Consider the following 22938-nt stretch of genomic DNA (forward strand, 5'->3'; position numbering starts at 1 on the left):
CAAACAAACTTGGCTTTCGCTTCGTCTATCTGTTCCTTTGAATTACTCTCAAAGTATTGTTCAAGGGTTCTACTTACTCGTTAGTTCCTGTTCAATTTTCAAGGTTCTTCGCCGCCCTCTCGGGACAGCTTGTTTATTATATCACGCTCAGTTTCGATTGTCAAGCACTTTTTCAAGTTTTTTCAATCTCTTTTTCAGAGCGCTTCCGTCGTTCCCGACGGTTTCTTTAGTTTACATCTTTTCCTGCAATTTGTCAACCCTTTTCACCAAACTTTTTCATTTTTATTTCCAACCCCTTCCTCTTTCCTATTATATATAGGGCCGGAACCAAAAAGCGGAGGTCTGACGACCTCCGCTTCTTCGATTCAGAACTCTTCATAGCTGCCAATCAGCGCCGTGGTATGCAGCAGCGGCAGTTCCCGTTCCAGCAGTACACCCTCCCGGCGCGGGTACTCGTAGCTGTCGCTGGCCTTGATGCACTGGGAGATAAACTGTACCGCCCGGTCAATGGCAATGGGCAGGCTGTTGCCCTGGAGCAGGCTTCCCAGCATCACGCTGGCAAAGATGTCGCCGGTGCCGGGATAGCTCCCCTGGAGCTTGGGCGAGAATACCCGCCAGTACCGTCCGCTCTGCTTCTCATAGGCAGCCACACCGATCTCCCCGGGACGGGTGCGGTCCTCGGCACTGGTGAGCAGCACCGTCTTGGGGCCCAGGTCAGCCAGTGCCCGGAGCCGCCGTTTGAGGTCCTCAGGCGTATCCGCATGGGACGCCGGGTCTTCGCCCAACAGGAAGGCCGCCTCAGTCTGATTGGGGACAATGAGATCCGCCTCGCCGATGAGCCGGCGCATCTCCCCGATCATATCTTTAGAAATGGAACTGTACAGCGAACCGCCGTCGCCCATGACCGGGTCGATCACCACCCAGGTCTTGGGGGTGCGGAAGGTGTGGATCAGTTCCCGTACCAGTTCCACCTGCCGGGGCGACCCCAGAAAGCCGGAGTAGATGCCGTCAAATTCCAGGCCCAGCTCCTTCCAGTGACGGATAAACCCGGGAATATCCTCGGTGAGGTCCCGGAAGGTGTAGCCGTCAAAGCCGCCGGAGTGGGTGGAAAGCACCGCTGTGGGCACCGGACAGGCCTGAATGCCCATGGTGGAGAGAATGGGCAGCACATTGCAGAGGGAGGACCGGCCGAACCCGGACAGGTCGTGAATGGCTGCCACACGAGGGATCAAAGGACGCATACCCCTCCCCTCCTCTCAGTTCACACGGTAGGTGATGATGCCCTTGTACGGTACAACGGTGATTCCCGGGTCCTGTCCCAGCCGCTCCATGAGAGCCTGACGCTGGTCAGCGGGAATCTCCCGGGCCTCCAGGAAGCTCTCCACCTCAAACTGATTCATGGGGTGACGCCGGGCGATGCTCAGGATCGCCTCATAGGGGTCCTCCACCTCACTGAAGAAACTGCCGGAGGTGAGCTGGTCGATGGAGATGCCGCCCAGTTCCCGAGCAGCCAGATCGATGCGCTCGGGGGCGGAGGTATGCACAAAGCCCTCGGCTGGCGGACGCACCGGAGTGTTGAGGTAAACCCGGTCATAGTCGATGGTGCCCAGGAACTCCTTGAAGGCAGCGATGTCCTCGGGGGAATCGTTCATGCCGTCCACCAGCATGATCTCGATCCACAGCTGACCCTGGTACTCCCTGGCGAACTGACGCAGTCCCTCTGCCATCTCCGCAAACCCGATGGAACCCATGGGGCGGTCGATCTTCCGGTACTGCTCCTCGGTGACAGCGTCCAGGGAGGGCAGCACAATATCCGCCTCCATCAGTTCCCGACGCATCTCGGCGTCATAGAGCAGAGCGCCGTTGGTGATCACCGCCACCGGCTTGTCGGTTTCCTTCTTGAGCCCGGCGATGAGCTCGCCCAGACGGCTGTACAGGGTGGGTTCGCCTTCGCCCACCACCGTCACCACATCAAAGGGAATACTGCCCCGGAGATATTCCCGGAACTCCGCCAGAATCTCCTCCAGCGGGAAGAACTCCTGCCGGGTGTTGGTCATGCGCAGGGTACGCCCCAGCTGACAATAGACACAGGAATAGTTGCAGGTACGCTCGGGAATCGGGCTGACCCCCAGAGATGCGCCCAGCCGCCGGGACGGCACCGGCCCGAACAGATACTTATAACCGCTCATACAATTCGCCCCTTGCCTCACAGATTTTCGGGAGAAATCCCGTCTGTTTCCAGTATAACCCCCGGCAGACCACCCAGGCAAACCGTCCCGCTTCCCCCTTCCATTGTCCCGAATCCGTCTTTTTGCACAGTCACAGCAGTATAAATCCCACTCTGCCTGTGCATATCAGATAGCTTTTCCTGTGGATTCCAACACCTGTACCGGAATCCGTAAGATTTCCACAATTAAAGCGCTACTCATAGAGATAAAACTGTGCAGATTGTAAAATCATATCCAAATCCAGCACCGGCATCACAGCACAGCTCTATCCCTCAGCCGTGTGCGGCAGACCATCCGGAGATCGGGTTAGTCTTTTCCGGCGCCAGGCACGGCATCGAGAGTACCGCTGCCGCTTTTTTGCGCAGCAAAAAACTCCCCGGTCGAAACCGGGGAGTTTTTTAGTTCATCAAATTGATGCGTTCAGAAAGACTTAGGCAAGAGCCTCGATCATTCTCTTAGCGCACTCCTCAACCTGAGATCTCGGGCAAGCCAGGTTCAGGCGCAGGTGGGTAGCACCGTGGAAGGTACGGCCATCGTTCGGGATAACGCCCTTAGCGGTAACCTTGTCCAGAACTTCCTGGAACTCGCAGCCCTTCTGCTTGCAGTAGTCCTCGAAGTTAACCCACAGCAGGTAGGTAGCATCGGGCAGGTGGATACGCAGGCCAGGGATATTGGTCTCGAGTTCCTTCTTCAGCCAGATCTGGCTCTCACGGATGTAAGCGTTCATAGCGTCAACATACTGAGCACCCTCGTCGCCGTTGTAAGCGCCGATAGCAGCATGAACAGACAGAACGTTGGCAGCGTTGTAGTGAGAAGCAACAGCAGCCTTAGCAACGCGAGCCTTCATTGCGGGGTTCCAGCATACAGAGTAGGAGCCCTGCAGACCAGCCAGGTTGAAGGTCTTGGAAGGAGCGTACATGGAGAATACGATCTCCTTAGCTCTCGGGCAGCAGGTGTGCAGCGGAACATGCTTGTGACCGCCGGTCTGGAAGTCAGCCCAGATCTCATCGGAGCAGATCAGCATGCCGTACTTATCGCACAGCTCAACAACTGCGATCATTTCTTCCTTGGACCATACATGGCCAGTGGGGTTGTGGGGGTTGCAGAAGATCATAATGGGAGGCTTCTTCTCGATGATCTTCTTTTCCATATCCTCGATGTCCAGGGCCCAGCCATCAGCTGTTTCCTTAACAGGAGAGTAAACGATGTTACGACCGCGGTTAGCGATAGTGCTCTGGAAACCAGTGTAGCAGGTATCGTTGAGCAGGATCCAGTCGCCGGGCAGAGAGTAAGCCTCAACGAAGGAGGAAACGCCGCCCAGAACACCGTTCTGATAGTCAACCTGATCAGCGGTTACGCCGTCAACGCCATATCTTTCCTTCTGCCACTTAGCGATACCATCGAAGTAAGCCTGAGGAATCTTGAAGTAACCGAATGCATGATGTTCCAGTCTCTTGGCCATCGCGTCAACGATGCAGTCAGGAGTACGGAAGTCCATATCGGCAACCCACATGGGAACGATATCCTTGTTGTCCTTTACGAACAGGGGATAATCCCACTTGGTAGCGTCATGGCCGCGTCTTTCGAAAACTTCATCAAAGAACTTAGCATCGTAAATCATTTTTAACACCATACCTTTCTCATAGCTTTCGCTTTGGTTTCACTATATCATAAACTTTGGAAATTGAAAACCCTTCTGCATGGAAATCTATGTATTGCATAGAAACGGTCAAAACTTTTTGGGTATAATACGCATTGACGTCCTCCAGGGGCAAAATTCTGTTTACACAATACAAAAGAATGGCTGTTCAGGTTAAATTTTTATGAAATTTTAATGTGATAAAGTTGTGCGGACTGTTGAAGAAAGCTGTCGATTTTTGGTGAAATCGTCCATGAACCTGTAAAATTATATATCCTAACAAACATGGAAAAAGCCGGTTCCCAAGGGAAACCGGCTCCAAAAAGCGGGATCAGGATCAGAATTTCGGGGGCTGACGCATCTGGCGGCGGAACTTTTCATAGCGCATCTTGTAGCGGATGCGATCAAAGAGCTTGGGGCCGAAGAAGATCAGGAAGTTGATGAGGGAGAAAATCAGCGAAACACGGCTGGCGGTGTTGCCGATGATAAAGAGCCAGCCCAGCAGGACAGCGTCAATAATGCCCAGCCATTTCATCTTCATGGGGATTAAGAACATGAAAAGCACTTCGGTGTCCGGGAAGAGGGCGGCACAGGCCAGCAGCAGCGAGAGATTGAGATAGTCGCTGGTGCCGGTGGAATTGGTGATGAAGGCGGCAATGATGGCGCCGATCATACCGAAGAGGTAATAGAGATTGAAGCGGGTCGTCCCCCAGTAATATTCCAGGTTCTGTCCGAGCCAGTAATAGAAGTAGATGGCGACAAAGGCAAAGAGCCCGGAGGAAGGCGGCATAAAGATAAAGGTGACAAGCCGCCAGATCTGCCCCTGCATAATGCGGTAGGGCGAGAGGGCGATCAGGGAGAAAATGGGGACATTCGGCTGGATTGCCGCGAAGATATAGAGGGCAGCCATTGTCAGGCAGATATACTGCATGAGGTTGCCGATGGAAAAGCGGTCAAATTTGCGTTCCAGTGTATCGAGCCATTTCATAGAAGAGTCCTGTCCTTTCCGGGTTCCGGCCTGGAAGAAAACGGCGGGAATCCAACTGATATCATACAACATTATGCCCGGGTGTACAACGGTTTTCACAAATAGTTTTCCGGATTCACATATTATTCACAGGAAATTTCGTCAATTTCTCCGAAAGTCTTGCCAACTGTTTTATGGAATGGTAAAATTTTTGTATTATCGCATCAGTTCAGTGGTTTTGCCCGTCCAGGCAGACAGACAGGAGGTTAAAAAAGCCATGGTCCTTTCCTATGTAAAACGATTCCTGCGGCTCTATGCAGGACTGTTCCTCTGTGCAGTAAGTATTCTGCTGGCGATCCAGGGCGGCGTGGGTGTGACCCCATGGGACGTATTCCACATGGGGATTCAGAACATCACCGGCATCAGCTATGGAACCGTCAATATCCTGGTGGGACTGTGTATCCTCACCACCTCCATTGTGCTGGGTGAACCCATCGGATTCGGCACCCTGTGCAACACCCTGTCGGTGGGCTATATGGTGGACTTCCTCAAGTGGCTGAACTGGGTACCGGCAGCGCCCAATGCCATTACAGGCTGCGGCATGATGGTACTGAGCCTGTTTGTGCTGGCGATGGGTTCCTTCCTTTATATAGGAGCGGGCATGGGCTGCGGACCCCGTGACTCGATGATGACTGCCTTCTCCAAGCGTCTGACCAAGGTTCCGGTGGGCCTGATCCGCGGCACCATCGAAACGGTTGTGCTGATTATCGGTTTCTTCCTGGGCGGCCCGGTGGGAATCGGTACTGTCATCGGCATGTTCGGCATCGGCCCGGCGATCCAGATCGTCTTTAACCTCTTCCACTTCAATGTGCGCACCATCCGTCATGAGTCGGTTCTGGACACTGTCCGCCGGCTCTCGGGCAAGACTGCCGCTGTGGCTGCCGAACCGGCAGAATAACTTCCCGGCATATTTTCCCCGTCCCCTGCATACCATAGAATCAAAAGCCGCCCCGGCACCACGTCCGGGACGGTTTTTTAGCCTCTGGCGACCCCCGGCAGCCTGCATTGAATTTTGGGGGTTCACCGCCCTCGCATAGTTCCCCTCTGCGGGGAGCGGCTTGCACTCATGGCTTGCGAAAATACCCTACTTCTGCGCACGCAGCCAGGCCTGGCAAATCAAGTGAACAGTGAAGAGTGAAGAATGAATAGTTTCGGTATGCCGCTTCGCAGCATGGATTCAGATGCGTCTTCCAGCCGCCATTTCCAATCCGTGCCGCGGTGCGGCACACCTTCCCTATTCTCTCTTCTCTATTCTCTATTCTCCTCTCCCGCCCCTGCGGGAGCTGCCTTACTTCCGCCCCCGCAGCCGGGCCTGGCAGATCAAGTGAATAGTGAAGAGTGAAGAATGAATAGCTTCGGTATGCCGCTTCGCTGCATGGATTCAGATGCATCTTCCGACCACCATTTCCAATCCGTGCCGCAGTGCGGCACACCTTCCCTTTTCTCTCTTCTCTATTCTCTCTTCACTTCTCCCGCCCCTGCGGGGAGCTGACTTGTCTCTGCCCCCGCAGCCGGGCCCGGAATCATGCCGGGGTGGCATACCCCCGCACGCCCGCAATCCCAGCAGAACGTCAGAGAACCGCCCGCCGCAGGCGGCTTGCCAACTGCCGCCGCTTGTTGTATGATAGGCACAGAATTTCACCCGAAAGGCGGGCATATAACCATGCACACTACCCTCACTCCCCTGTTCGACGCCATCGAAGGGCTGCGCCGGCAGAATTTTTCCCGGTTCCATACGCCGGGGCATAAAGGAGCGCCCCTGGGCTTCCTCTCGGCAGTGACCCCCTGGGACTTCACCGAAGTCCGGGGCGCCGACAGTCTTTTTGAAGCCGAGGGTCCCATCGCCGAAACCGAACGGCTCTACACCGAGCTGTACGGCACAGCCGGCAGTTTTCTCAGCGCTGGAGGCAGCACCCTCTGCATCCAGGCCATGCTCCGGCTGGTGCAGCCGCTGGGACAGAAGATCCTCATCGGACGCAACGCCCATGGGTCGGCGGTATCGGCCATGGCGCTGCTGGGACTCGAGCCGGTATGGCTCTGCCCCGGAACCGGCGCCGACCTGCTCCCCGCCCCCATCACACCGGCCCAGGCAGAGGAAGCTCTGCGCCGGAATCCCGATGCGGCGGCGGTGTATGTCACCTCGCCCGACTACTTCGGCAAGCTCACCGACATCGCCGGACTGGCGGAGGTCTGTCACCGGTACGGGGTACCGCTGCTGGTGGACAACGCCCACGGCGCCGAGCTGCAGTTCACACCGGAGAACCGTCACCCCATGCATCTGGGGGCGGATCTCTGCTGTGACAGCCTGCACAAGACCCTTCCGGTGCTCACCGGCGGAGCCATGCTCCATGTGGGCGATACGCCCCTGACCCGGCAGCATGGGTTTGTCCGGAACGCCAAGGACGCTATGCATCTGTTCGGCTCCACCAGCCCGAGCTATCTGGTGATGCTCTCGATGGACACCCTGCTCCCGGCCCTGTATGACGGCAGTTTCCGGCAGGAGGTCGCCTACACCGTCCGGCAGGTGGAAAAGCTGCGCCAGCTGGCAGCCGGACAGGGCTTTCTGCTCCCCGAGGGGGAAACGCTGCCCACCCGGCTCACGCTGGTCTATTCGCCGCTGGGCTGTACCCGGGCGGAATTTGACGCCGCCTGTACCGCCGCCGGTGTGGAGCCGGAATATCTGGCGGACCACGCCTGTGTGTTTCTCTGTTCCGCCCGGAACCGGGAGGAGGATTTCCGCCGTCTGGAAACCCTGATCCGCACCCTGCCCCACAAGGAGCCGCTGACAGTGGAAACGGGATTCCATCTGCCTGAAACGGTGTGCGCGCCCCGGGAGGCGATTCTCTCGCCCCGGCGGACCGTGCCGCTTTCCCAGGCCGAGGGACAGACCGCGGCGGAGGTCATCAGCCGGTGTCCGCCCGGAATCCCGCTGGTGATGCCCGGTGAACGGCTGGATAAAAATATCCTGGCGGATCTAAATAAGTATGGTATTTTACAGGTGAATGTGTTAGAATAAAGGCAGAGGAAGGGCAGTTTTTCCCTTTTGGGGAAGGCAGTCCTGTCCGGCTGACAGCTGGAGCCGAAGGCGATTTCCCGGCTGAACAGTATATAAAGGGAGGCAGATGTTATGAAACTTATTATTGCAATCGTTTCCAATGATGACGCCAATAAGGTTCAGTCCGAACTGACCAAGAATGGTTTCTCCATCACCAAGCTGGCAACCACCGGTGGTTTCCTGATGAGCGGCAACACCACGCTGATCTGCGGTACTCAGGACGAAAAGGTAGACAAGGCCATTTCCATTATCGGCGAATTCAGCAAGAAGCGCACCCAGATGGTGCCCTCGACCGCTTCCTACGGCGTTGGTATGTACACCTCGTTCCCGGTGGAAGTAACCGTTGGCGGCGCAACCATCTTTGTACTGGATGTAGAACGCTTTGAGAAGCTGTAAGCCGAGCCGAGGGATTTGATTTTGCAGCCCCGATTCTGTTATAACAAAAGAGCTCAGGAAACGCTCGCCGCCTTTGTGAACGGCGGGCGTTTTCCGCATGCTCTGCTGCTTGAGGGACCCGAAGGCAGCGGACGGCGCACCTTTGCCCGGGAGATTGCGGCGGCATTGTTCTGCCGTGGGGAACACAAACCCTGCGGAAGCTGCAGTCAGTGCCGGAAGGTCCTGGAGCAGAACCATCCGGATGTGGAGTATTATGGCGGAGATGGCAGCCGGCGCAGTTTTCATATTGATACCATCCGGCAGCTGCGGCAGAATGCCTGGCTGCTTCCCGGCGAAGCCCCCTGCCGGGTATGTGTGCTGTGCGGCGCCGAGAATATGACCGACCAGGCGCAGAATGCCCTGCTCAAGATTCTGGAGGAGCCGCCGGAACACACAGTCTTTATTCTCACAGCGGAAAACCGCGCCATGCTGCTGCCCACCATTCTGTCCCGGGTGCAGACCATCCGGCTGGAGCCTCTCACCCCGGCGGAAATTCTGCCGGTGCTGCGGGAGCGGTGTCCGGACCAGCCCGGGGAAAAACTGGAATGGGCGGCAGAAACAGCGGATACCATTGGTCAGGCGTTGGCGCTGCTGGCGGACGAAAGCCTGCAGAGGCATGCCCAGCTGGCCCAGCGGATGCTGGAACTGCTCTGCAATGGCAGTGAATATGACCTGCTCACGGCAGTGGAACCGGTGAGCCGCAAGCGGGAGGATCTCCTGGAGGTCTGCACTCAGCTGCGGCAGCTGCTCACAGCGGAGCTCACCCGGGCGGCATCGGGCGGCGAGAGCCGGTTTTCCACCCGGCGGATCACCCGGATGCTGGAAGCCCTGGATGATCTGCTCCCCCGTGTGCAGCAGAATGGCAATACCCTTCTGCTCTCCACCCTGCTGGCCCTGCGTCTGTCCCAGGCGTGATGCCAGGGCAGGGAACCCGAATCAATCCGAGGGCACAGTCCCTCACAGATTTTTAGATCGAACCAATCCGAAAAGGAGGAATTATGGCAACAGTTGTAGGCGTGCGGTTCAAAACCGTAGGCAAGGTATATTATTTCGACCCGGCCGGGGAGGATTATCTCCTGGGCAGCCGGGTGATTGTGGAAACTTCCCGGGGTATTGAATGCGGCGAAGTGGCGATGAAGAGCCGGGAAGTTCCGGATGACAGCGTCGTCAAGCCGCTCAAGACCGTGATCCGGGCAGCCACACCGGAGGATCTCGCCCGTCTGGAGGAGAACCACCGCAAGGAACAGTCGGCGGCGGAGATCTGCCGGGAAAAGATTCTCAAGCATGGTCTGGAAATGAAGCTGGTGAATGTGGAATACACCTTTGACGGCAGCAAGATCCTGTTCTATTTCACTGCCGATGGACGGGTGGATTTCCGGGAGCTGGTCAAGGATCTGGCGTCGGTATTCCGTACCCGGATCGAACTGCGTCAGATCGGTGTCCGGGACGAGGCCAAGATGCTGGGCGGCCTGGGCATCTGCGGACGCCCGTTCTGTTGCTCCACCTTCCTGGGCGATTTCCAGCCAGTGTCCATCAAGATGGCAAAGGAGCAGGGGCTTTCCCTCAATCCGGGCAAGATCTCGGGCGCCTGCGGACGGCTCATGTGCTGCCTGAAGTATGAGCAGGAGGCCTATGAGGATCTGATCCGCCGCACTCCCAAGGTGGGCTTTACCGTATCCACACCGGACGGCGAAGGCACTGTTGTGGAAGTGAGCCTGCTCACCGGCGCGCTGAAGGTGCGGCTCTCCTCCGGGGACAGCACCACCGAGAATTACTACAATAAATCCGAGGTCCGGGTGCTCCGGGGCAAGCGTCCCCGCAATGAGGAACCCGCCGAGGAATAATCCCCCATACGAATCCCCAACCGGAAGGCACTCTGCCCTCCGGTTTTTCTTTTGCCCTGTTTTCCGGACCGCCGGGCTGTTCCCCTGCCCCTGTTCCCCGCCGGACTACCGGGCGCACCTTCGCACTCCTATCGCCTGGTTCTGCTTTCCTGTCCGTGCCCAACTTTTGTGCCAGCCAATCCCCGGACGCACAAAAAAGCAGCGGATGTCTAAGACATCCGCTGCTTTTCAGTTGTGATTCAAATCCGGATCAGAAGGGCTGCCAGCCGAATTCGGTCAGGCAGAACATGATCACGAAGCCAATCAGGAGGAAGCAGAGCATCTTGGGCAGAGCCCACTTAGCCCACTTCGGGAAGGGCAGGCCGGCAGTGACGCAGGAACCAACAGTCCAGCCCAGCATGGGGGAAATCATGTTGGAGAAGCCGTCGCCGTACTGGAAGGCCTGTACAGCCAGTTCGGGCATGAGGCCCAGAGCCTCGGAAACGGGCTGCAGAATGGGTACCAGAATCGCTGCCTTGGACGAAGCCGAGGGAATCAGCAGGTTGACGACCGAGATAACAGCAGTCATACCAACGCTTGCTACCGAGCGAGGCAGGTCCATCAGAGGAGCGGTGAGGAAGTGAACGATGGTGTGCAGGATATTGCCCTGGGTGAGGATCAGGCTCATGCAGTTTGCAAGGCCGATTACGAAGGCAACGAATGCCATGCTGGCCAGGCCCTTACCGAACTCATTACCGATCTTATCGAAGGAGAAGCCGCCGATAAAGCCGCAGGAGATAGAGGTAATCAGACCCATAGCAACCATCAGCTTGAAGGTCAGGGAGGTATCGCCGGTGACCATCGGGTAACCAACCATTACAACATACTGCATCAGGTAGATGATGAGGATCAGGATAGTGCGGCCGGAGAGCTTTACTTCCTTGAGCATAGCAGCTTCTTCAGCGGCAACATCGCCAGCCTCATCGGGACGCCAGCCTTCGCTCCACATGGGGGAGAGAGTGGGGTCCTTGCGGATCTTCTTGACATAGCGCAGCAGGAAGAACAGACCAGCCAGCATGAAGATGTTCATGGAGATGAACATGGTAAAGAAGGTGCCGTAGATCTGTACGCCCATCAGCATCTGGGTAGTAGCCTGCTTGGTGGGGCCGGTACCGAAACCGATGAGGGTAGCATAAGTCGAAACGCCCATAGCGCAGATGGGGTCGAGCTTGAGCTTCTTAGCGAACATAACGCCGATGGGAACGATGGCGATGAGGGCATCGGAACCACCGAATGCGCCCAGGTAAACCATCAGGCAGAACATAACGCCAATGAGAATGGAGTCGTCCTTATCCTTGAGCTTGTAAATAGCCCAGTTCATGAACTCATCGAATGCGCCGGTGCCCATAACGATAGCAACGGTAGCACCGGAAACCATAACGGTCCAACCGATCAGCGACGAGTTTACAAGACCATCAATCAGCAGCAGGAGTACCTGCAGGGGACTAACCGGGGTCTGGGCGCCCAGATACTGGAACTGGTCACCGAGGATCTTACCGGTTTCGGGGTCGGTCATGAACTGACCGGCGGGGATCACATAGGTCAGCAAACTGCTCACGAACAGCAGGCAGATCATGATCCAGAACAGGTGAGGCATCTTAAAGCCCTTTTTCACCTTTTTCGGCTCTTTGGTTGCAGCAGCCATTAGTTATCACTCCTTTATATTGGGGGAGTCCGCACAGGAGGAAACCCTCTCCACACGGGGCAGCTGCGCCCCGGGAATCCATCTGAGCCGGACATGCACGACAGCCTGACACAGTGCGAAAGGCTGCTCGGATACAAGTTTAATTATGCACTTTGTTTAAGGAAAAATCAATACACATTATTCATAGTTTTTTCATTCTTTTTTAGGCGACATACGACAAATCACTGCAATTCTTCCTATACAACCTATCCAAAAACACCGTAAAATCCAGAAAATTCCGCAAAGGGAAGCAAAAGCCGGTCCATATTTCTGCAGGAGAGATTGAGCCCGGGTTCAAATATTTAGATAAATTTTACCTGGAAGGCGAAATTTCGCCCTTGCATTTTATGCGGCATATTGATACAATGAAGTTGCATCAAAAGGAGGTGTATTTCCCATGGCATACAAGATTACTGACGCTTGCATCAGCTGCGGCGCTTGCGAGGCTGAGTGCCCCGTATCCGCTATCTCTGAGGGCAACGGCAAGTACGAGATCAACGCTGACACCTGCATCGAGTGCGGTGCCTGCGCCGGCGTTTGCCCGGTAGGCGCTCCCGTTGCTGAATAAGCTGCGTTTGGCTCAAACCGAAAAAAACAGAAAAGCACGGCAGGTTTTCCGCCGTGCTTTTTTGCACCCCTAGCGGGGAGCAGTTCGCGCTCATGGCTTGCGGGAGTGCTTCCCTTCAGTACACGCAGCCGGGCCCGACAGTGTGCCGGGGCCGCACACCCTCGCACACCTGCAATCCCGGAAGACCGCCGGGCAATCATGCCAAACCACCTCTCCCTCTCACAGCCTCGCCTCCTCCCACGCCACCCCTTTCTAAAATCCGTGCCGCAATGCGGCACACCAAACCTCTTCACTTTTCACTATTCTCTATTCACTAAAAAAGCCCCAGCCGGACGCAATGCCAGCTGAGGCTTTTTTCATGATTTCGGGCTAATTCTTCCCGCTATCTCCCTTAGTGTCCGGGAGTCTCCGGGGAACTGCTCTTCGCAGGGGCTATGGTCAGTTCGCCGTCCTTCACATCCGCCACATAGACAGTACCGGGTTCAGGGTCCTCGGCGATGATCTTGCGGGCCAGCACGGTTTCGATGCTGTGCTGCAGGAACCGCTTGAGGGGACGGGCACCATAGACAGGGTCATAACCGCCGTCCACGATGAAGTCCTTGGCGGCATCGGTGAGCCGCAGACCCAGCTGACGATCCGCCAGACGCTTCTGCAGGTCGGCAGCCAGCAGATCAACGATCTTCTTGGTCTCCTCCTTCTGCAGGGGCTTGTAGAATACGATCTCATCCAGCCGGTTGAGGAACTCGGGACGGAACTGCTGCCGCAGCAGCTTTTCCACTTCAGCCCGGGCGGATTCAGTGATGTTGCCATTCTCGTCGATGCCGTCCAGGATATAGGGCGAGCCCAGGTTGGAGGTGAGGATAATGATGGTATTCTTGAAGTCCACTGTCCGGCCCTGGGAGTCGGTGATCCGACCGTCATCCAGTACCTGGAGCAGGATATTGAATACATCGGGGTGTGCCTTTTCGATCTCATCAAAGAGCACAACCGAATAGGGCTTGCGGCGGACTGCTTCGGTGAGCTGACCGCCCTCCTCATAGCCTACATATCCGGGAGGCGCTCCGATCAGACGGCTGACCGAGAATTTCTCCATATACTCGGTCATATCGATGCGCACCAGATTGCGTTCATCATCAAACAGGGCTTCTGCCAGTGCCTTGGCAAGTTCTGTCTTGCCCACACCGGTGGGACCCAGGAACAGGAAGGACCCAATGGGACGATCCGGGTCCTGGATACCGGCACGGCTGCGGAGAATGGCCTCGGACACCTTGGTAACGGCCTCGTCCTGACCCACTACCCGCTTGTGCAGGATCTCGTCCATGTGCAGCAGTTTCTCCCGTTCGCCTTCCATGAGCTTGGTTACCGGGATACCGGTCCAGCGGGCCACGATCCGGGCGATCTCCTCATCGGTGACACGGTCATGCAGGAGGTTCGATTCCCGTTCGGTCTTTTCAGCGAGTTTCTCCTCCTCTTCCAGTTCCTTCTGGAGCTGGGGCAGACGGCCATACTTGAGTTCCGCCGCCTTGTTGAGGTCGTATTTCATCTGGGCTGTTTCGATTTCGGCATTGACCTTTTCGATCTCTTCCCGGAGCGAACGCACCTTGGTAATGGCATTCTTTTCATTTTCCCACTTGGCCTTCATGCCGCCGAACTGTTCCCGGAGCTCTGCCAGTTCCCGGCGCAGGTCGGCAAGGTGTTCCATGGAGAGCTTGTCAGTTTCCTTCTGCAGGGCGGCTTCTTCGATCTCCAGCTGCATGATCCGGCGGTTGAGTTCGTCCATCTCGGACGGCATGGAATCCAGCTCGGTACGGATCATGGCACAGGCTTCATCCACCAGGTCGATGGCCTTATCGGGCAGGAACCGGTCGGAGATATACCGATGGGACAGCACTGCCGCGGTAATGAGCGCCTGATCCTGGATCTTGACGCCATGGAACACTTCATAGCGTTCCTTCAGACCACGCAGAATGGAGATGGTGTCCTCCACAGTGGGTTCATCCACCATGACCGGCTGGAACCGGCGTTCCAGAGCGGCGTCCTTTTCGATGTACTGACGGTACTCGTTGAGGGTGGTGGCGCCGATGCAGTGCAGTTCACCACGGGCCAGCATGGGCTTGAGGAGGTTGCCTGCGTCCATGGAGCCCTCGGTCTTGCCGGCGCCCACAATGGTGTGCAGCTCATCGATGAAGAGAATGATCTTGCCTTCACTCTTCTTGACTTCCTGGAGCACTGCCTTGAGTCGTTCCTCAAATTCGCCCCGGAACTTGGCGCCAGCCACCAGCGCACCCATATCCAGTGAGAAGATGGTGCGGTTCTTGAGGTTTTCGGGGACATCGCCCTTGACAATCCGCTGAGCCAGACCTTCTACCACAGCCGTTTTGCCGACACCGGGTTCACCGATGAGGACCGGGTTGTTCTTGGTTTTCCGGGAGAGGATCATAATGACATTCCGGATCTCACTGTCCCGACCGATCACCGGATCGAGCTTCTGAGCCCGGGCCTGTTCCACCAGATCGGTACCGTACTTCCCCAGGACATCATAGGTGTCCTCGGGGGTATCGGAGGTGACCCGGGTGTTGCCCCGGACACTCATCAGGGCAGACAGGAAGCTGTCCTTGGTGATCTTGTACCGGTCAAAGAGCTTTTTCGCGGCGGGATTCGGGGACTGAAGCAGCGAGAGCATGATATGCTCCACCGAGATATAGTCGTCCTTCATCTGTTCGGCGAGGCGCTCAGCGGCGGTGAGGATCTTATCCACATCGGGGGCGACATAGATCTTGTCCGGCTCCCGACCGGGCCCGGTGACAGCCGGCATAGCGGCAATTTCAGCGGTGAGGTCGCTGCGGAAGGCAGTGAGATCCACACCCATTTTCTTCAGCAGCTGGCTGATGAGACCCTCGTCCTCCCGGGTGAGGGCGCTCAGCAGGTGAAGCTGTTCGATCTGCATATTGGAGTACTCGGTCGCCAGACTCTGGGCAGCCGTGATCGCCTCCAGCGATTTCTGTGTAAATTTCTGTGCATTCACACGGCACTCCTCCTTTTTGGAATGACGGTTCCGGAGCAGGCTGACCTGCGGGGGAACCGGATGGAATTTCAGTTGTTTTAGCACTCTACTATCTCGAGTGCTAATTATAGTGTAAACGAGATCTGTGAACGATTCTGGCGCTAAATGTAAATTTTTTGTGACCGACTGTCGGGAACACCTGCCGTCCCGGACAGACAGCCTTGCCCGGTGCGATTCCCCTGCATGGACAAAGAAAACCGGGGAGGACCCTTCCTCCCCGGCATGACAGATACCTTATTATAATAAGAGGGGGCCGCCTAAGCGGCAAAGAGCAGGAAGCCGATGGCATTGGTGGCGAGGTTGGCGCCGAGGTGTACCACCCAGGAGAGCCAGAGACTGCCGGAATGCTCGTCCAGGCGGCAGAAGATCCACCCGCCCAGGGCCAGCCCAGCCAGAGTGAGGAGCTGAACCGGCAGACCGTACCAACCGAGGGTCATCGCCACATGGTAGAGGGCGAAGGCCAGACAGCTCAGCCCCAGAGCTGGCCTGCGGGGCAGATACCGGCGCAGCAGCAAAAAGCCGAACCCCCGGAAGAAGAACTCTTCCAGTAGAGAGTTCACAAAGGAGATGTAGAGGGCGACCCAGAGGAAATTTTCCCGGCGCACTCCGGTGCCGGCAGTGAGGGCGGCGGTGAGGCCGGAGAAATCGAAGATGCCCCGGGTGAGGAAGAAGCCGCCGAGAATGACAGCGAATACACCGGCGCCAGTTCCGGCAGCCCATCCGAGCCCCTGCCGGGGACGGGCGAACAGCGGGCGCAGGGATACTTTGGCCTGACGGCTCCACCAGAGGGGCAGTCCCAGGAAGAGGGTGAGCTTCACCAGACTTTTGATGGCGTAGCCGGGCTGGATCACCCCGTCCACCACTGCCATGACTGCGCATCCGAACAGCAGGATCGCCAGAATACTCCGGGCCTGTTTCATGCTATTCTCCCCTTTCTGCGGTTATCTGGTTCCATTATAGCGCCAGTCCCGGCTGTCCGGCAAGACAGCAAGGAGGCCCAGACAGGGATTTTCTCCCCAAAAACGGGACAGATGCCTTGACCTTTCCCGGGGATTCTGATATAATGAGTAAGCAAAACTTGGAGACGTATCGAAGTGGTCGTAACGAGAACGACTCGAAATGGTGTTTCACCCCGCCGCTCCGATATCCCGCAAACCCGCATGAATCCGGCGATTTTGGAAGTGTCCCGGTTCACCGGATTTCCCAAGTACTAATGGAGTACTAATGACAGACAATTCCCGCATCTGCGGTGAATTTATAGATGGAGACGTATCGAAGTGGTCGTAACGAGAACGACTCGAAATCGTTTTGTCTAGAGATAGGCACGTGGGTTCGAATCCCACCGTCTCCGCCACGTCGGAATGGACTGCGCTCCATTCAAAAAGCCCGGTCTTTGACCGGGCTTTTCTCATACACTCCGTCATTCCTCCTCTTTCGCAAAAGGTCACGCTTGCTGCGGCTGCTCGCTTGCAAGCGCGCTCCCAACGTCTCCGCTGCGCTACCAACCTTTTGCGAGTGGGTACGGGGCTGCCGGATTCCCCCTTCCCTTATAATTAAAGATCCATAAATTTGGGAACAATATCACAGATACAGGGCCGACCGCCCGGAAAGCGAGGAAAAACCATGGCACTGGAAAACAAACTGGGACTGACCAGCTCTGCAGACCTGGCCCGGGAAGAGGAGCGCATCAGCAAGAAGAAAGCGGTGCAGCTCTATGAAAGCGGCCGGCTGGATCAGCTTACGCCCGGGACTGTTCCGGCGCTCCAGGAGATCCACCGGATTCTCTTTGAGGAAATCTACGACTTTGCCGGAAAAATCCGCACCGTCAACCTGGCCAAGGGAAACTTCCGGTTTGCTCCGGTGCTCTATCTGGAATCGGCACTCCACAGCATTGAGCAGATGCCCCAGTCCACCTTTGAACAGATCGTGGAAAAATATGTGGAGATGAACATTGCCCACCCGTTCCGGGAAGGGAACGGACGCAGTATGCGTATCTGGCTGGATCTGATGCTGAAAGAGGAGCTGGGCCGGGTAGTGGACTGGAGCCTGGTGAACCGGGAGGACTATCTTCTGGCCATGGAGCGTAGTCCGGTCCGGGATACGGAGCTGAAGCTTCTGCTGAAAAATGCCCTCACCGATGCGGTGGACAGCCGGGAAGTATTCCTCAAGGGCATCGACCACAGCTATGAATACGAGGGATACACCGCTTTCCGGGCTGAGGAGCTGTAAAATCTCAGGACGCTTTTCCACCCGCCAGCCACTCCACCAGGGCGGCTTTAAGAATCCGGTAGCCCCGGCCTGCCCGGACAGCCGGAAGCGCTCCATTGGCAATCAGCCGGTAGACCTCCTTGCGCCCCACTCCCAGGATCTCCTGGACGTCCCCGGTGCGCAGAACCTCCGGCCAGCCCGCCAATACCTCCCGCCCGGGAGTATGGTTCTGTCTCATTCAGTCTCCCCTTTCCAAATAAAAAAGGCCGAAGTCATTGCCTTCGGCCTTTTAAGTGCTCTACCGGGTTCTTCGTCAGTTTGTTCCCCAACAGGGAGTCCATCACGCCTGTCGATTCCACTAGTGAGCCACCCAGTGTGTATACCAAGTCTAACTAACAAACTCTCCTATATGTAAAAAATATTCTTCCTCCCTTTTAGGATACATGTTCGCTTGCACTGAGAATTCATTTGAGCGGTACTCTTATAGCTGGTGGTTAAATCTCACTTATGTACACCAATATTTACTATATTGAGTATTCCTCAGAAATCTGCTTCATAAAAAATACTTATGTTGCTTTCCTTTGGGTACAAGCCCCTTTAATACAGCAATTACATCAATACTCAATCCTTCACAGAACTGTGCAAAGTCAATATGGCAGGCTTTTTAAGTATAATCAAAGGCAATTGCGTTAGAAAAGATGTACTGTTTCCCATTTGTGCGCTAACAATAGTGGCCTTTCGTCCTTTCATTCGAAGTATAAACCTCCCACAAATAAAAGAATTGTTGTATTTGATAACACCGCACATTATCATTAATCTCCTGCTTCCAGCTTATTTTAGCTTTAAGAAGAAAAAGGATTTGTTTATCATGGCAACTAAGACAGGCTCATAATTGGAAATATGCTTTAGTCTCGTTTGGTAGTACCCTATGTAAAGCGCAAATATTCATGAGTATTATATTTATGGAAATTGAGCTAAAATTGTTTGCGCCGTTCTATTTTTAAATGATATAATAAATTTACATATTTTACATGTTTTTCTTCTCACTTATTATGGAGGATTAAAATGGGAAAACACTTATTAAAAGATTATATTGAAGATCAAAATTTTGTACATCAGATGGACTTGGCATTCACAGATTTACGCGCTGATTATGAGTTGAGCTTGGACGTAGATAACAAAAAAATTGATGAACTTATTGCTACGCATGTAGACGTAAAAAATCAATTATCTAATTTGTCAACATATTCTCTTTCCTCTAGTGGTGTCATTTCGGGGTTACGCGGAACAGGGAAAACACATCTAATGTTACTTGCACGACATAATATAAACAAAAATTGTTTTACAGGAAATAATCACCGCGTCTTTTGCGTTTATCTAAATGTCAAGCGTTTTAGCTTACCCGAAAATTTTAATCAAGAACTTTTTAATCGGGCCTTTAGTGTATTTTTATATAATGAGCTTTCAAAGCAGCTTCTTTCCTTAGTTGAACAATTTAAAAGTAAAAATGTATGTCTAAAGTTTCTTTCCGTATTTAATGGGGATTTGAAAAAAACAAAAACCAGTATCGAAAAAGCAATAAAAAAACTTATTGAATTTAGAGAGATTGCGAAAATCGGTGATTCTCAATTTAGGAGTTTATCCACAGGAACAATGGATGAAACGACTGAATTTCATGGTCTTGATGAGCTAATTGCTACCATAAAAACAAATATAGGGTTTTCAGATACTGATTTTGGAAGTGAATGTAACTACAGAGTTGCTAAAGAGATTGGAGAACGACTAACTCAAAATAATACCTATCTACAATATTTAAGTATGAGTAGCATTCATGAAGAACTAATTTCCATTCTCAAAATTTTACATCTTACTGGAATTACTTTCTATGTAGACGAGTGGGAAAAAATTTCTTACAACCCTAATATTCAGAAATTTTTATCATTTTACATTGATAGGATTCTCGATGATCCTATTTATTTTTGGATAAGTGTGGTTCCATATAGGGGAGGCCTATTTTATCTTGATAATGGCGCTGACCTTCAACATTTCATTAGTCTTGATGAGAATTTGATATACGAAAATTCTTCCAGGGATCGTGATATATGTATTAACTACTTTAAAGAATTTGTTAACAAGAGACTTCTTTACTATTTGAACAATAGTGAAATCAGCGTTGATTTGTTATTTAATAATAATCATAATTTTGAAAGCTAGTGTTAGCCAGCATGGGAAATTCCCGCGATTTTGGCACCATGTTGCTAACTTGCTGGTCCGAATTTCGCTCGTATCGAATGGGGCAACTTCGACCTGGTCGCCCATATCAGTATATTAGTGAAAATATGGTAAATGCTGCGATAAAAAACGACGGCGAGAAAAAAATGAGCAATATAAACAACTCACCAGAAACGCTAAAAGTATGGCATGACTTGGAAACTTTTTGCGTTTTAAAGCACTCTAGTCACTTTGCAATGGAAGAAAATCGTGACAATATTGATTGCCTATCCAGTACAGAGTTTTCTAATTTAATATATCATCGTTTACTGCACTTGCGAAAAAGTCATGTCCCCGCAAAAGATATATCAGTAGAAAATAAGCTTTCTATCTACGCACTGAATTATTCTTCTACATATGATTTGCACTCTAAGCAAAAGAAGCTATTATTTGTGAAAGATTATTCAACAATTCATGACAAAGTGAGAAGATATATCTATGATCCTACACAAGTTATAAATCGACTGCAAATTCAAGCCGGTGAGATATTTCCATGTGCATCCTGTGGAGAAAAAATCATAATAGGTAAAATGGTGGCAGCATGGGAAACTAATTCGTGTCCTTTTTGTGGTGGAAAAATACATGTTGACTAACAAAAATTCGATTCTCTATTAGTACAAACTGGTCATCAATGCACTGATATTTAATTAGACCAAGTTTGTTCTTCATCTTTGATGGGATGTAAGGTTTAAAACCAACTTGTACTTACCATTATTATATGTTTTTCCCACCCGGGAGTATGGTTCTGTCTCATCCACTCTCTCCTTTCCAAGCAAAAAAGCCGAAGGCATTGCCTTCGGCTTTTTCAGTTTTCTGATGTCGTTTCCGCTGGTTCCTCCCCCAGCAGGGAGCCCAGCACGCCAGCTGATTCCACCAGCGCCCCGGGCGCCAGGTGTGCATAGATATCCGCAGTGGTGCTGAAATCGCTGTGCCCCATCCAGAGCTGCACCTGCTTCATGCTCACTCCCGCCTGTACCAGAAGGCTGGCGCAGGTGTGCCGGAGGTCATGAAACCGGATGGGCGGCAGATTGTGCTTTTTGAGCAGCCTGCCAAAGTGCGCCGTGAGAAAGTTGGGTGTGATAATCTCCCCGTCCGGCAGCAAACAGATGTATCCTTCCCATTTGCCGCACCAGCTGCGCCCGAACTTCTTCCGGTACAGTTCCTGCTGTTCCCGGGCCTGCAGGAGCACCTGCTCCACCTGGGGAATCAGCGGAAGCACCCGGTGGCTGGACTTGTTTTTCAGTTCGTCCTCCCCCACCGTGATGGTTTTTCCGTCCTCCCGGCAGGTTACCAGCTTGTGGTTGATTTCGATGGTCTTCTGCTCGAAATCCACGGCGCTCCATCGCAGGCCCAGCACCTCACTGCGCCGCAGTCCGTAATAGGCGCTGAGGAATACCGGCAGGAAAATCTCGTCCTGGACCGATTCGTCCAGCAAGGTCTTCACCTGCTGGGCGGTGTAGACACTCCCGTGGAACTGGTTCTTCCGGGGACGGTCCACCCGGTCCGCCGGGTTGCCGGGCAGAATCTCCTGCCGGACCGCCACCTGCAATGCCCGCTTGAGTACCGCATAATACCGCTGTGCGGTGGTTCCGTTGCAGCCCTCAGCGAAAATCCGGTCGATGAGCTGCTGGATATGGGGCGGTCGAAGCTCCGCCATGGTGATGCCCAGCGCCTCAAAGTGGGGCAGTATCCTGCAGTTCAGCATCTGCTCATAGCTGGTGCGGGTCGCCCGGGCCAGATTGGGACGGGCAGACTGATACCACCCCCGCAGATAGTCTGCCACCGTCTGCTGTTCCGGACGGAGAGGCTTTACAACCGGCGCGCTGGATTTTTTCTTTCCTCCGAGTGCTGATGTCTGGGGCTTCTGCCGCTTCCGGGCCAGAAACTCCTCCCGGAAGGCCGGGTCATAGGCGAGCCGGAGCCGGGTCTCCTGGAGCATGGTCTCTGCCTGCGCCCTGAATCGCTCCTCCGCCGGCAGGCCGGTGGTGCGCCATACCGGGGTCATCTTCCCCTCTCGCTCCACATGAATCACCATGTGAAACCGTCCCTTCTGCACCTGAAGGCTTCCGGACGGGATTTTGGTCTGTGTCCGCATCTTCATTCCTCCTCTGTAAATTCCCCCTGCGGGGAGCAATTCGCGCTCCAGGGAAGCGCACTTGTCCAAATCATTCACACGCAGCCGGGTCCAGCGAATTTGCAAAACCTCAAACCGGCGGAAAATCGTGCTTCTGCGCTTTTGTAAAACCACCGGGGATCACCAGACCTGCTCCCACCAGAAAGGCAAACAGGTCACACTTTGCCACCGCAATCCTTCCCCGGAGCCGGCAGGCAGGGAGCCTTCCGGTCCGCACCCAGCTGCTGACAGTGGAACGGGCATATCCCGTACAAGCGGAAATCCCGGCGCTGTCCAGCAGCTCCGGAAGGGCGCTCCACCGGACGGTGAGCGCCGCAGTCAGTTCCTCCCGGCGCACACAGGGCACAGGTTCCTTCTGTTTTCCGGCGGTGGAGGAAAAGCTCCCCGGCGGCGGGGAATACCGCTCGGGGTGAGCCTGAAACTTTTTCTGAAAGGCCAGCGCCTCCTGTCGGGGAATCCGGTACCGCCAGGTGCGGCTTCCACGATCCTCACAGGGTACCAACCCCGCCTGTAAAATCCAGGCCGCCCGCCGCTTGCTGATGTGCAGCAGCCTGTAAAATTCCTCCATCGTCATCATCTCCGCTGAGCCGGGACTGGACACCGTGCGCTCTCCTGCCAAAACCAAACACCTTCCTCTGCCCCTGCGCCCGGGGAAACAGCTCTCCTTCATACCCAAAAGCAATCGGGGTTCGCCAGAGAACTGCTCCCCGCAGGGGTTTGGTGTGTGATGGTACCATAGGTT

General features: G+C 54.3%; 19 protein-coding genes and 1 tRNA gene. 10 read left to right on the forward strand and 10 right to left on the reverse strand.

Features of this window, described 5'->3' with window-relative positions; genetic code table 11:
• Positions 1-365: 365 nt before the first annotated feature.
• The 4 genes from H9X81_RS03650 to H9X81_RS03665 all read right to left on the reverse strand — a co-directional run bounded on the left by H9X81_RS03650 (position 366) and on the right by H9X81_RS03665 (position 4855).
• Positions 366-1241: a pyridoxamine kinase gene (locus H9X81_RS03650; protein ID WP_177502477.1), complete on the reverse strand. Its 876-nt coding sequence runs from the start codon at positions 1239-1241 to the stop codon at positions 366-368.
• Between the two features lie 15 nt (positions 1242-1256).
• Positions 1257-2189: a radical SAM protein gene (locus H9X81_RS03655; RefSeq protein ID WP_177502478.1), complete on the reverse strand. Its 933-nt coding sequence runs from the start codon at positions 2187-2189 to the stop codon at positions 1257-1259.
• A 469-nt stretch (positions 2190-2658) separates the two neighbouring features.
• Positions 2659-3849 (reverse strand): MalY/PatB family protein, encoded by a 1191-nt coding sequence (locus tag H9X81_RS03660; protein WP_191393129.1) that lies wholly within the window; start codon positions 3847-3849, stop codon positions 2659-2661.
• Positions 3850-4204: 355 nt separating this feature from the next.
• Positions 4205-4855, reverse strand: coding sequence for a hypothetical protein (locus tag H9X81_RS03665; protein WP_191393128.1), 651 nt, complete (start codon positions 4853-4855; stop codon positions 4205-4207).
• Positions 4856-5111: 256 nt separating this feature from the next.
• On the opposite strand from H9X81_RS03665, the gene H9X81_RS03670 reads away from it, so the two are divergent.
• The 5 genes from H9X81_RS03670 (at position 5112) to H9X81_RS03690 (ending at position 10228) form a co-directional block, all read left to right on the forward strand.
• Positions 5112-5792, forward strand: coding sequence for a YczE/YyaS/YitT family protein (locus H9X81_RS03670; protein ID WP_204719908.1), 681 nt, complete (start codon positions 5112-5114; stop codon positions 5790-5792).
• 765 nt (positions 5793-6557) lie between these two features.
• Positions 6558-7910: an aminotransferase class I/II-fold pyridoxal phosphate-dependent enzyme gene (locus tag H9X81_RS03675; protein ID WP_204719910.1), complete on the forward strand. Its 1353-nt coding sequence runs from the start codon at positions 6558-6560 to the stop codon at positions 7908-7910.
• 111 nt (positions 7911-8021) lie between these two features.
• Positions 8022-8345, forward strand: coding sequence for a cyclic-di-AMP receptor (locus H9X81_RS03680; protein ID WP_177503124.1), 324 nt, complete (start codon positions 8022-8024; stop codon positions 8343-8345).
• A 21-nt stretch (positions 8346-8366) separates the two neighbouring features.
• On the forward strand, positions 8367-9299 hold the full coding sequence (locus tag H9X81_RS03685; RefSeq protein WP_243424009.1) for an ATP-binding protein: 933 nt from the start codon (positions 8367-8369) through the stop codon (positions 9297-9299).
• Positions 9300-9382: 83 nt separating this feature from the next.
• A complete protein-coding gene (locus H9X81_RS03690) occupies positions 9383-10228 on the forward strand; it encodes a PSP1 domain-containing protein (RefSeq protein ID WP_204719914.1) in 846 nt (281 codons plus the stop codon).
• Positions 10229-10478: 250 nt separating this feature from the next.
• On the opposite strand, the gene H9X81_RS03695 is transcribed toward H9X81_RS03690, so the two are convergent.
• Positions 10479-11912, reverse strand: a complete 1434-nt coding sequence (locus tag H9X81_RS03695) for an AbgT family transporter (RefSeq protein WP_204719916.1) — start codon at positions 11910-11912, stop codon at positions 10479-10481.
• A gap of 436 nt (positions 11913-12348) precedes the next feature.
• On the opposite strand from H9X81_RS03695, the gene H9X81_RS03700 reads away from it, so the two are divergent.
• Positions 12349-12519 carry a DUF362 domain-containing protein gene (locus tag H9X81_RS03700; protein ID WP_177503117.1) on the forward strand — a complete coding sequence of 57 codons (171 nt, stop codon included), beginning with the start codon at positions 12349-12351 and terminating at the stop codon, positions 12517-12519.
• Positions 12520-12910: 391 nt separating this feature from the next.
• On the opposite strand, the gene clpB is transcribed toward H9X81_RS03700, so the two are convergent.
• Together clpB and H9X81_RS03710 are read right to left on the reverse strand one after the other, a co-directional pair.
• Positions 12911-15544: an ATP-dependent chaperone ClpB gene (gene clpB / locus H9X81_RS03705; RefSeq protein WP_204719918.1), complete on the reverse strand. Its 2634-nt coding sequence runs from the start codon at positions 15542-15544 to the stop codon at positions 12911-12913.
• A gap of 296 nt (positions 15545-15840) precedes the next feature.
• Entirely contained in the window at positions 15841-16503 is a 663-nt protein-coding gene (locus H9X81_RS03710; protein ID WP_204719920.1) for a CPBP family glutamic-type intramembrane protease, read from the reverse strand.
• A gap of 343 nt (positions 16504-16846) precedes the next feature.
• Here H9X81_RS03710 and H9X81_RS03715 point away from each other — a divergent pair.
• Positions 16847-16937 (forward strand) — tRNA-Ser (locus H9X81_RS03715).
• Positions 16938-17206: 269 nt separating this feature from the next.
• Positions 17207-17812 (forward strand): protein adenylyltransferase Fic, encoded by a 606-nt coding sequence (gene fic / locus H9X81_RS03720; RefSeq protein ID WP_204719922.1) that lies wholly within the window; start codon positions 17207-17209, stop codon positions 17810-17812.
• Positions 17813-17816: 4 nt separating this feature from the next.
• On the opposite strand, the gene H9X81_RS03725 is transcribed toward fic, so the two are convergent.
• Complete coding sequence (locus H9X81_RS03725) at positions 17817-18029, reverse strand: helix-turn-helix domain-containing protein (protein ID WP_204719924.1); 213 nt, start codon at positions 18027-18029, stop codon at positions 17817-17819.
• A gap of 827 nt (positions 18030-18856) precedes the next feature.
• On the opposite strand from H9X81_RS03725, the gene H9X81_RS03730 reads away from it, so the two are divergent.
• A complete protein-coding gene (locus H9X81_RS03730; RefSeq protein ID WP_204719926.1) occupies positions 18857-20005 on the forward strand; it encodes a hypothetical protein in 1149 nt (382 codons plus the stop codon).
• 77 nt (positions 20006-20082) lie between these two features.
• Positions 20083-20655, forward strand: coding sequence for a hypothetical protein (locus tag H9X81_RS03735; protein ID WP_204719928.1), 573 nt, complete (start codon positions 20083-20085; stop codon positions 20653-20655).
• 212 nt (positions 20656-20867) lie between these two features.
• Here H9X81_RS03735 and H9X81_RS03740 read toward each other — a convergent pair whose 3' ends face one another.
• Both H9X81_RS03740 and H9X81_RS03745 read right to left on the reverse strand, forming a co-directional pair.
• Positions 20868-22157 (reverse strand): tyrosine-type recombinase/integrase, encoded by a 1290-nt coding sequence (locus H9X81_RS03740; protein ID WP_204719930.1) that lies wholly within the window; start codon positions 22155-22157, stop codon positions 20868-20870.
• Positions 22158-22266: 109 nt separating this feature from the next.
• A complete protein-coding gene (locus H9X81_RS03745) occupies positions 22267-22815 on the reverse strand; it encodes a helix-turn-helix domain-containing protein (RefSeq protein ID WP_204719932.1) in 549 nt (182 codons plus the stop codon).
• Between the last annotated feature and the right edge of the window lie 123 nt (positions 22816-22938).

Origin of the sequence: Hydrogenoanaerobacterium saccharovorans (assembly GCF_016901815.1) — a bacterium.
Lineage (GTDB): Bacteria > Bacillota > Clostridia > Oscillospirales > Ruminococcaceae > Avimicrobium > Avimicrobium caecorum.

Coding starts and splice junctions, on each gene's coding strand:
- H9X81_RS03735 (WP_204719928.1), top strand. CDS start 20,083: ATGGGGCAACTTCGACCTGGTCGCCCATATCAGTATATTAGTGAAAAT.
- H9X81_RS03665 (WP_191393128.1), bottom strand. CDS start 4,855: ATGAAATGGCTCGATACACTGGAACGCAAATTTGACCGCTTTTCCATC.
- H9X81_RS03675 (WP_204719910.1), top strand. CDS start 6,558: ATGCACACTACCCTCACTCCCCTGTTCGACGCCATCGAAGGGCTGCGC.
- H9X81_RS03655 (WP_177502478.1), bottom strand. CDS start 2,189: ATGAGCGGTTATAAGTATCTGTTCGGGCCGGTGCCGTCCCGGCGGCTG.
- H9X81_RS03695 (WP_204719916.1), bottom strand. CDS start 11,912: ATGGCTGCTGCAACCAAAGAGCCGAAAAAGGTGAAAAAGGGCTTTAAG.
- H9X81_RS03725 (WP_204719924.1), bottom strand. CDS start 18,029: ATGAGACAGAACCATACTCCCGGGCGGGAGGTATTGGCGGGCTGGCCG.
- H9X81_RS03730 (WP_204719926.1), top strand. CDS start 18,857: ATGGGAAAACACTTATTAAAAGATTATATTGAAGATCAAAATTTTGTA.
- H9X81_RS03690 (WP_204719914.1), top strand. CDS start 9,383: ATGGCAACAGTTGTAGGCGTGCGGTTCAAAACCGTAGGCAAGGTATAT.
- fic (WP_204719922.1), top strand. CDS start 17,207: ATGGCACTGGAAAACAAACTGGGACTGACCAGCTCTGCAGACCTGGCC.
- H9X81_RS03710 (WP_204719920.1), bottom strand. CDS start 16,503: ATGAAACAGGCCCGGAGTATTCTGGCGATCCTGCTGTTCGGATGCGCA.
- H9X81_RS03650 (WP_177502477.1), bottom strand. CDS start 1,241: ATGCGTCCTTTGATCCCTCGTGTGGCAGCCATTCACGACCTGTCCGGG.
- H9X81_RS03700 (WP_177503117.1), top strand. CDS start 12,349: ATGGCATACAAGATTACTGACGCTTGCATCAGCTGCGGCGCTTGCGAG.
- H9X81_RS03740 (WP_204719930.1), bottom strand. CDS start 22,157: ATGCGGACACAGACCAAAATCCCGTCCGGAAGCCTTCAGGTGCAGAAG.
- H9X81_RS03680 (WP_177503124.1), top strand. CDS start 8,022: ATGAAACTTATTATTGCAATCGTTTCCAATGATGACGCCAATAAGGTT.
- H9X81_RS03670 (WP_204719908.1), top strand. CDS start 5,112: ATGGTCCTTTCCTATGTAAAACGATTCCTGCGGCTCTATGCAGGACTG.
- H9X81_RS03660 (WP_191393129.1), bottom strand. CDS start 3,849: ATGATTTACGATGCTAAGTTCTTTGATGAAGTTTTCGAAAGACGCGGC.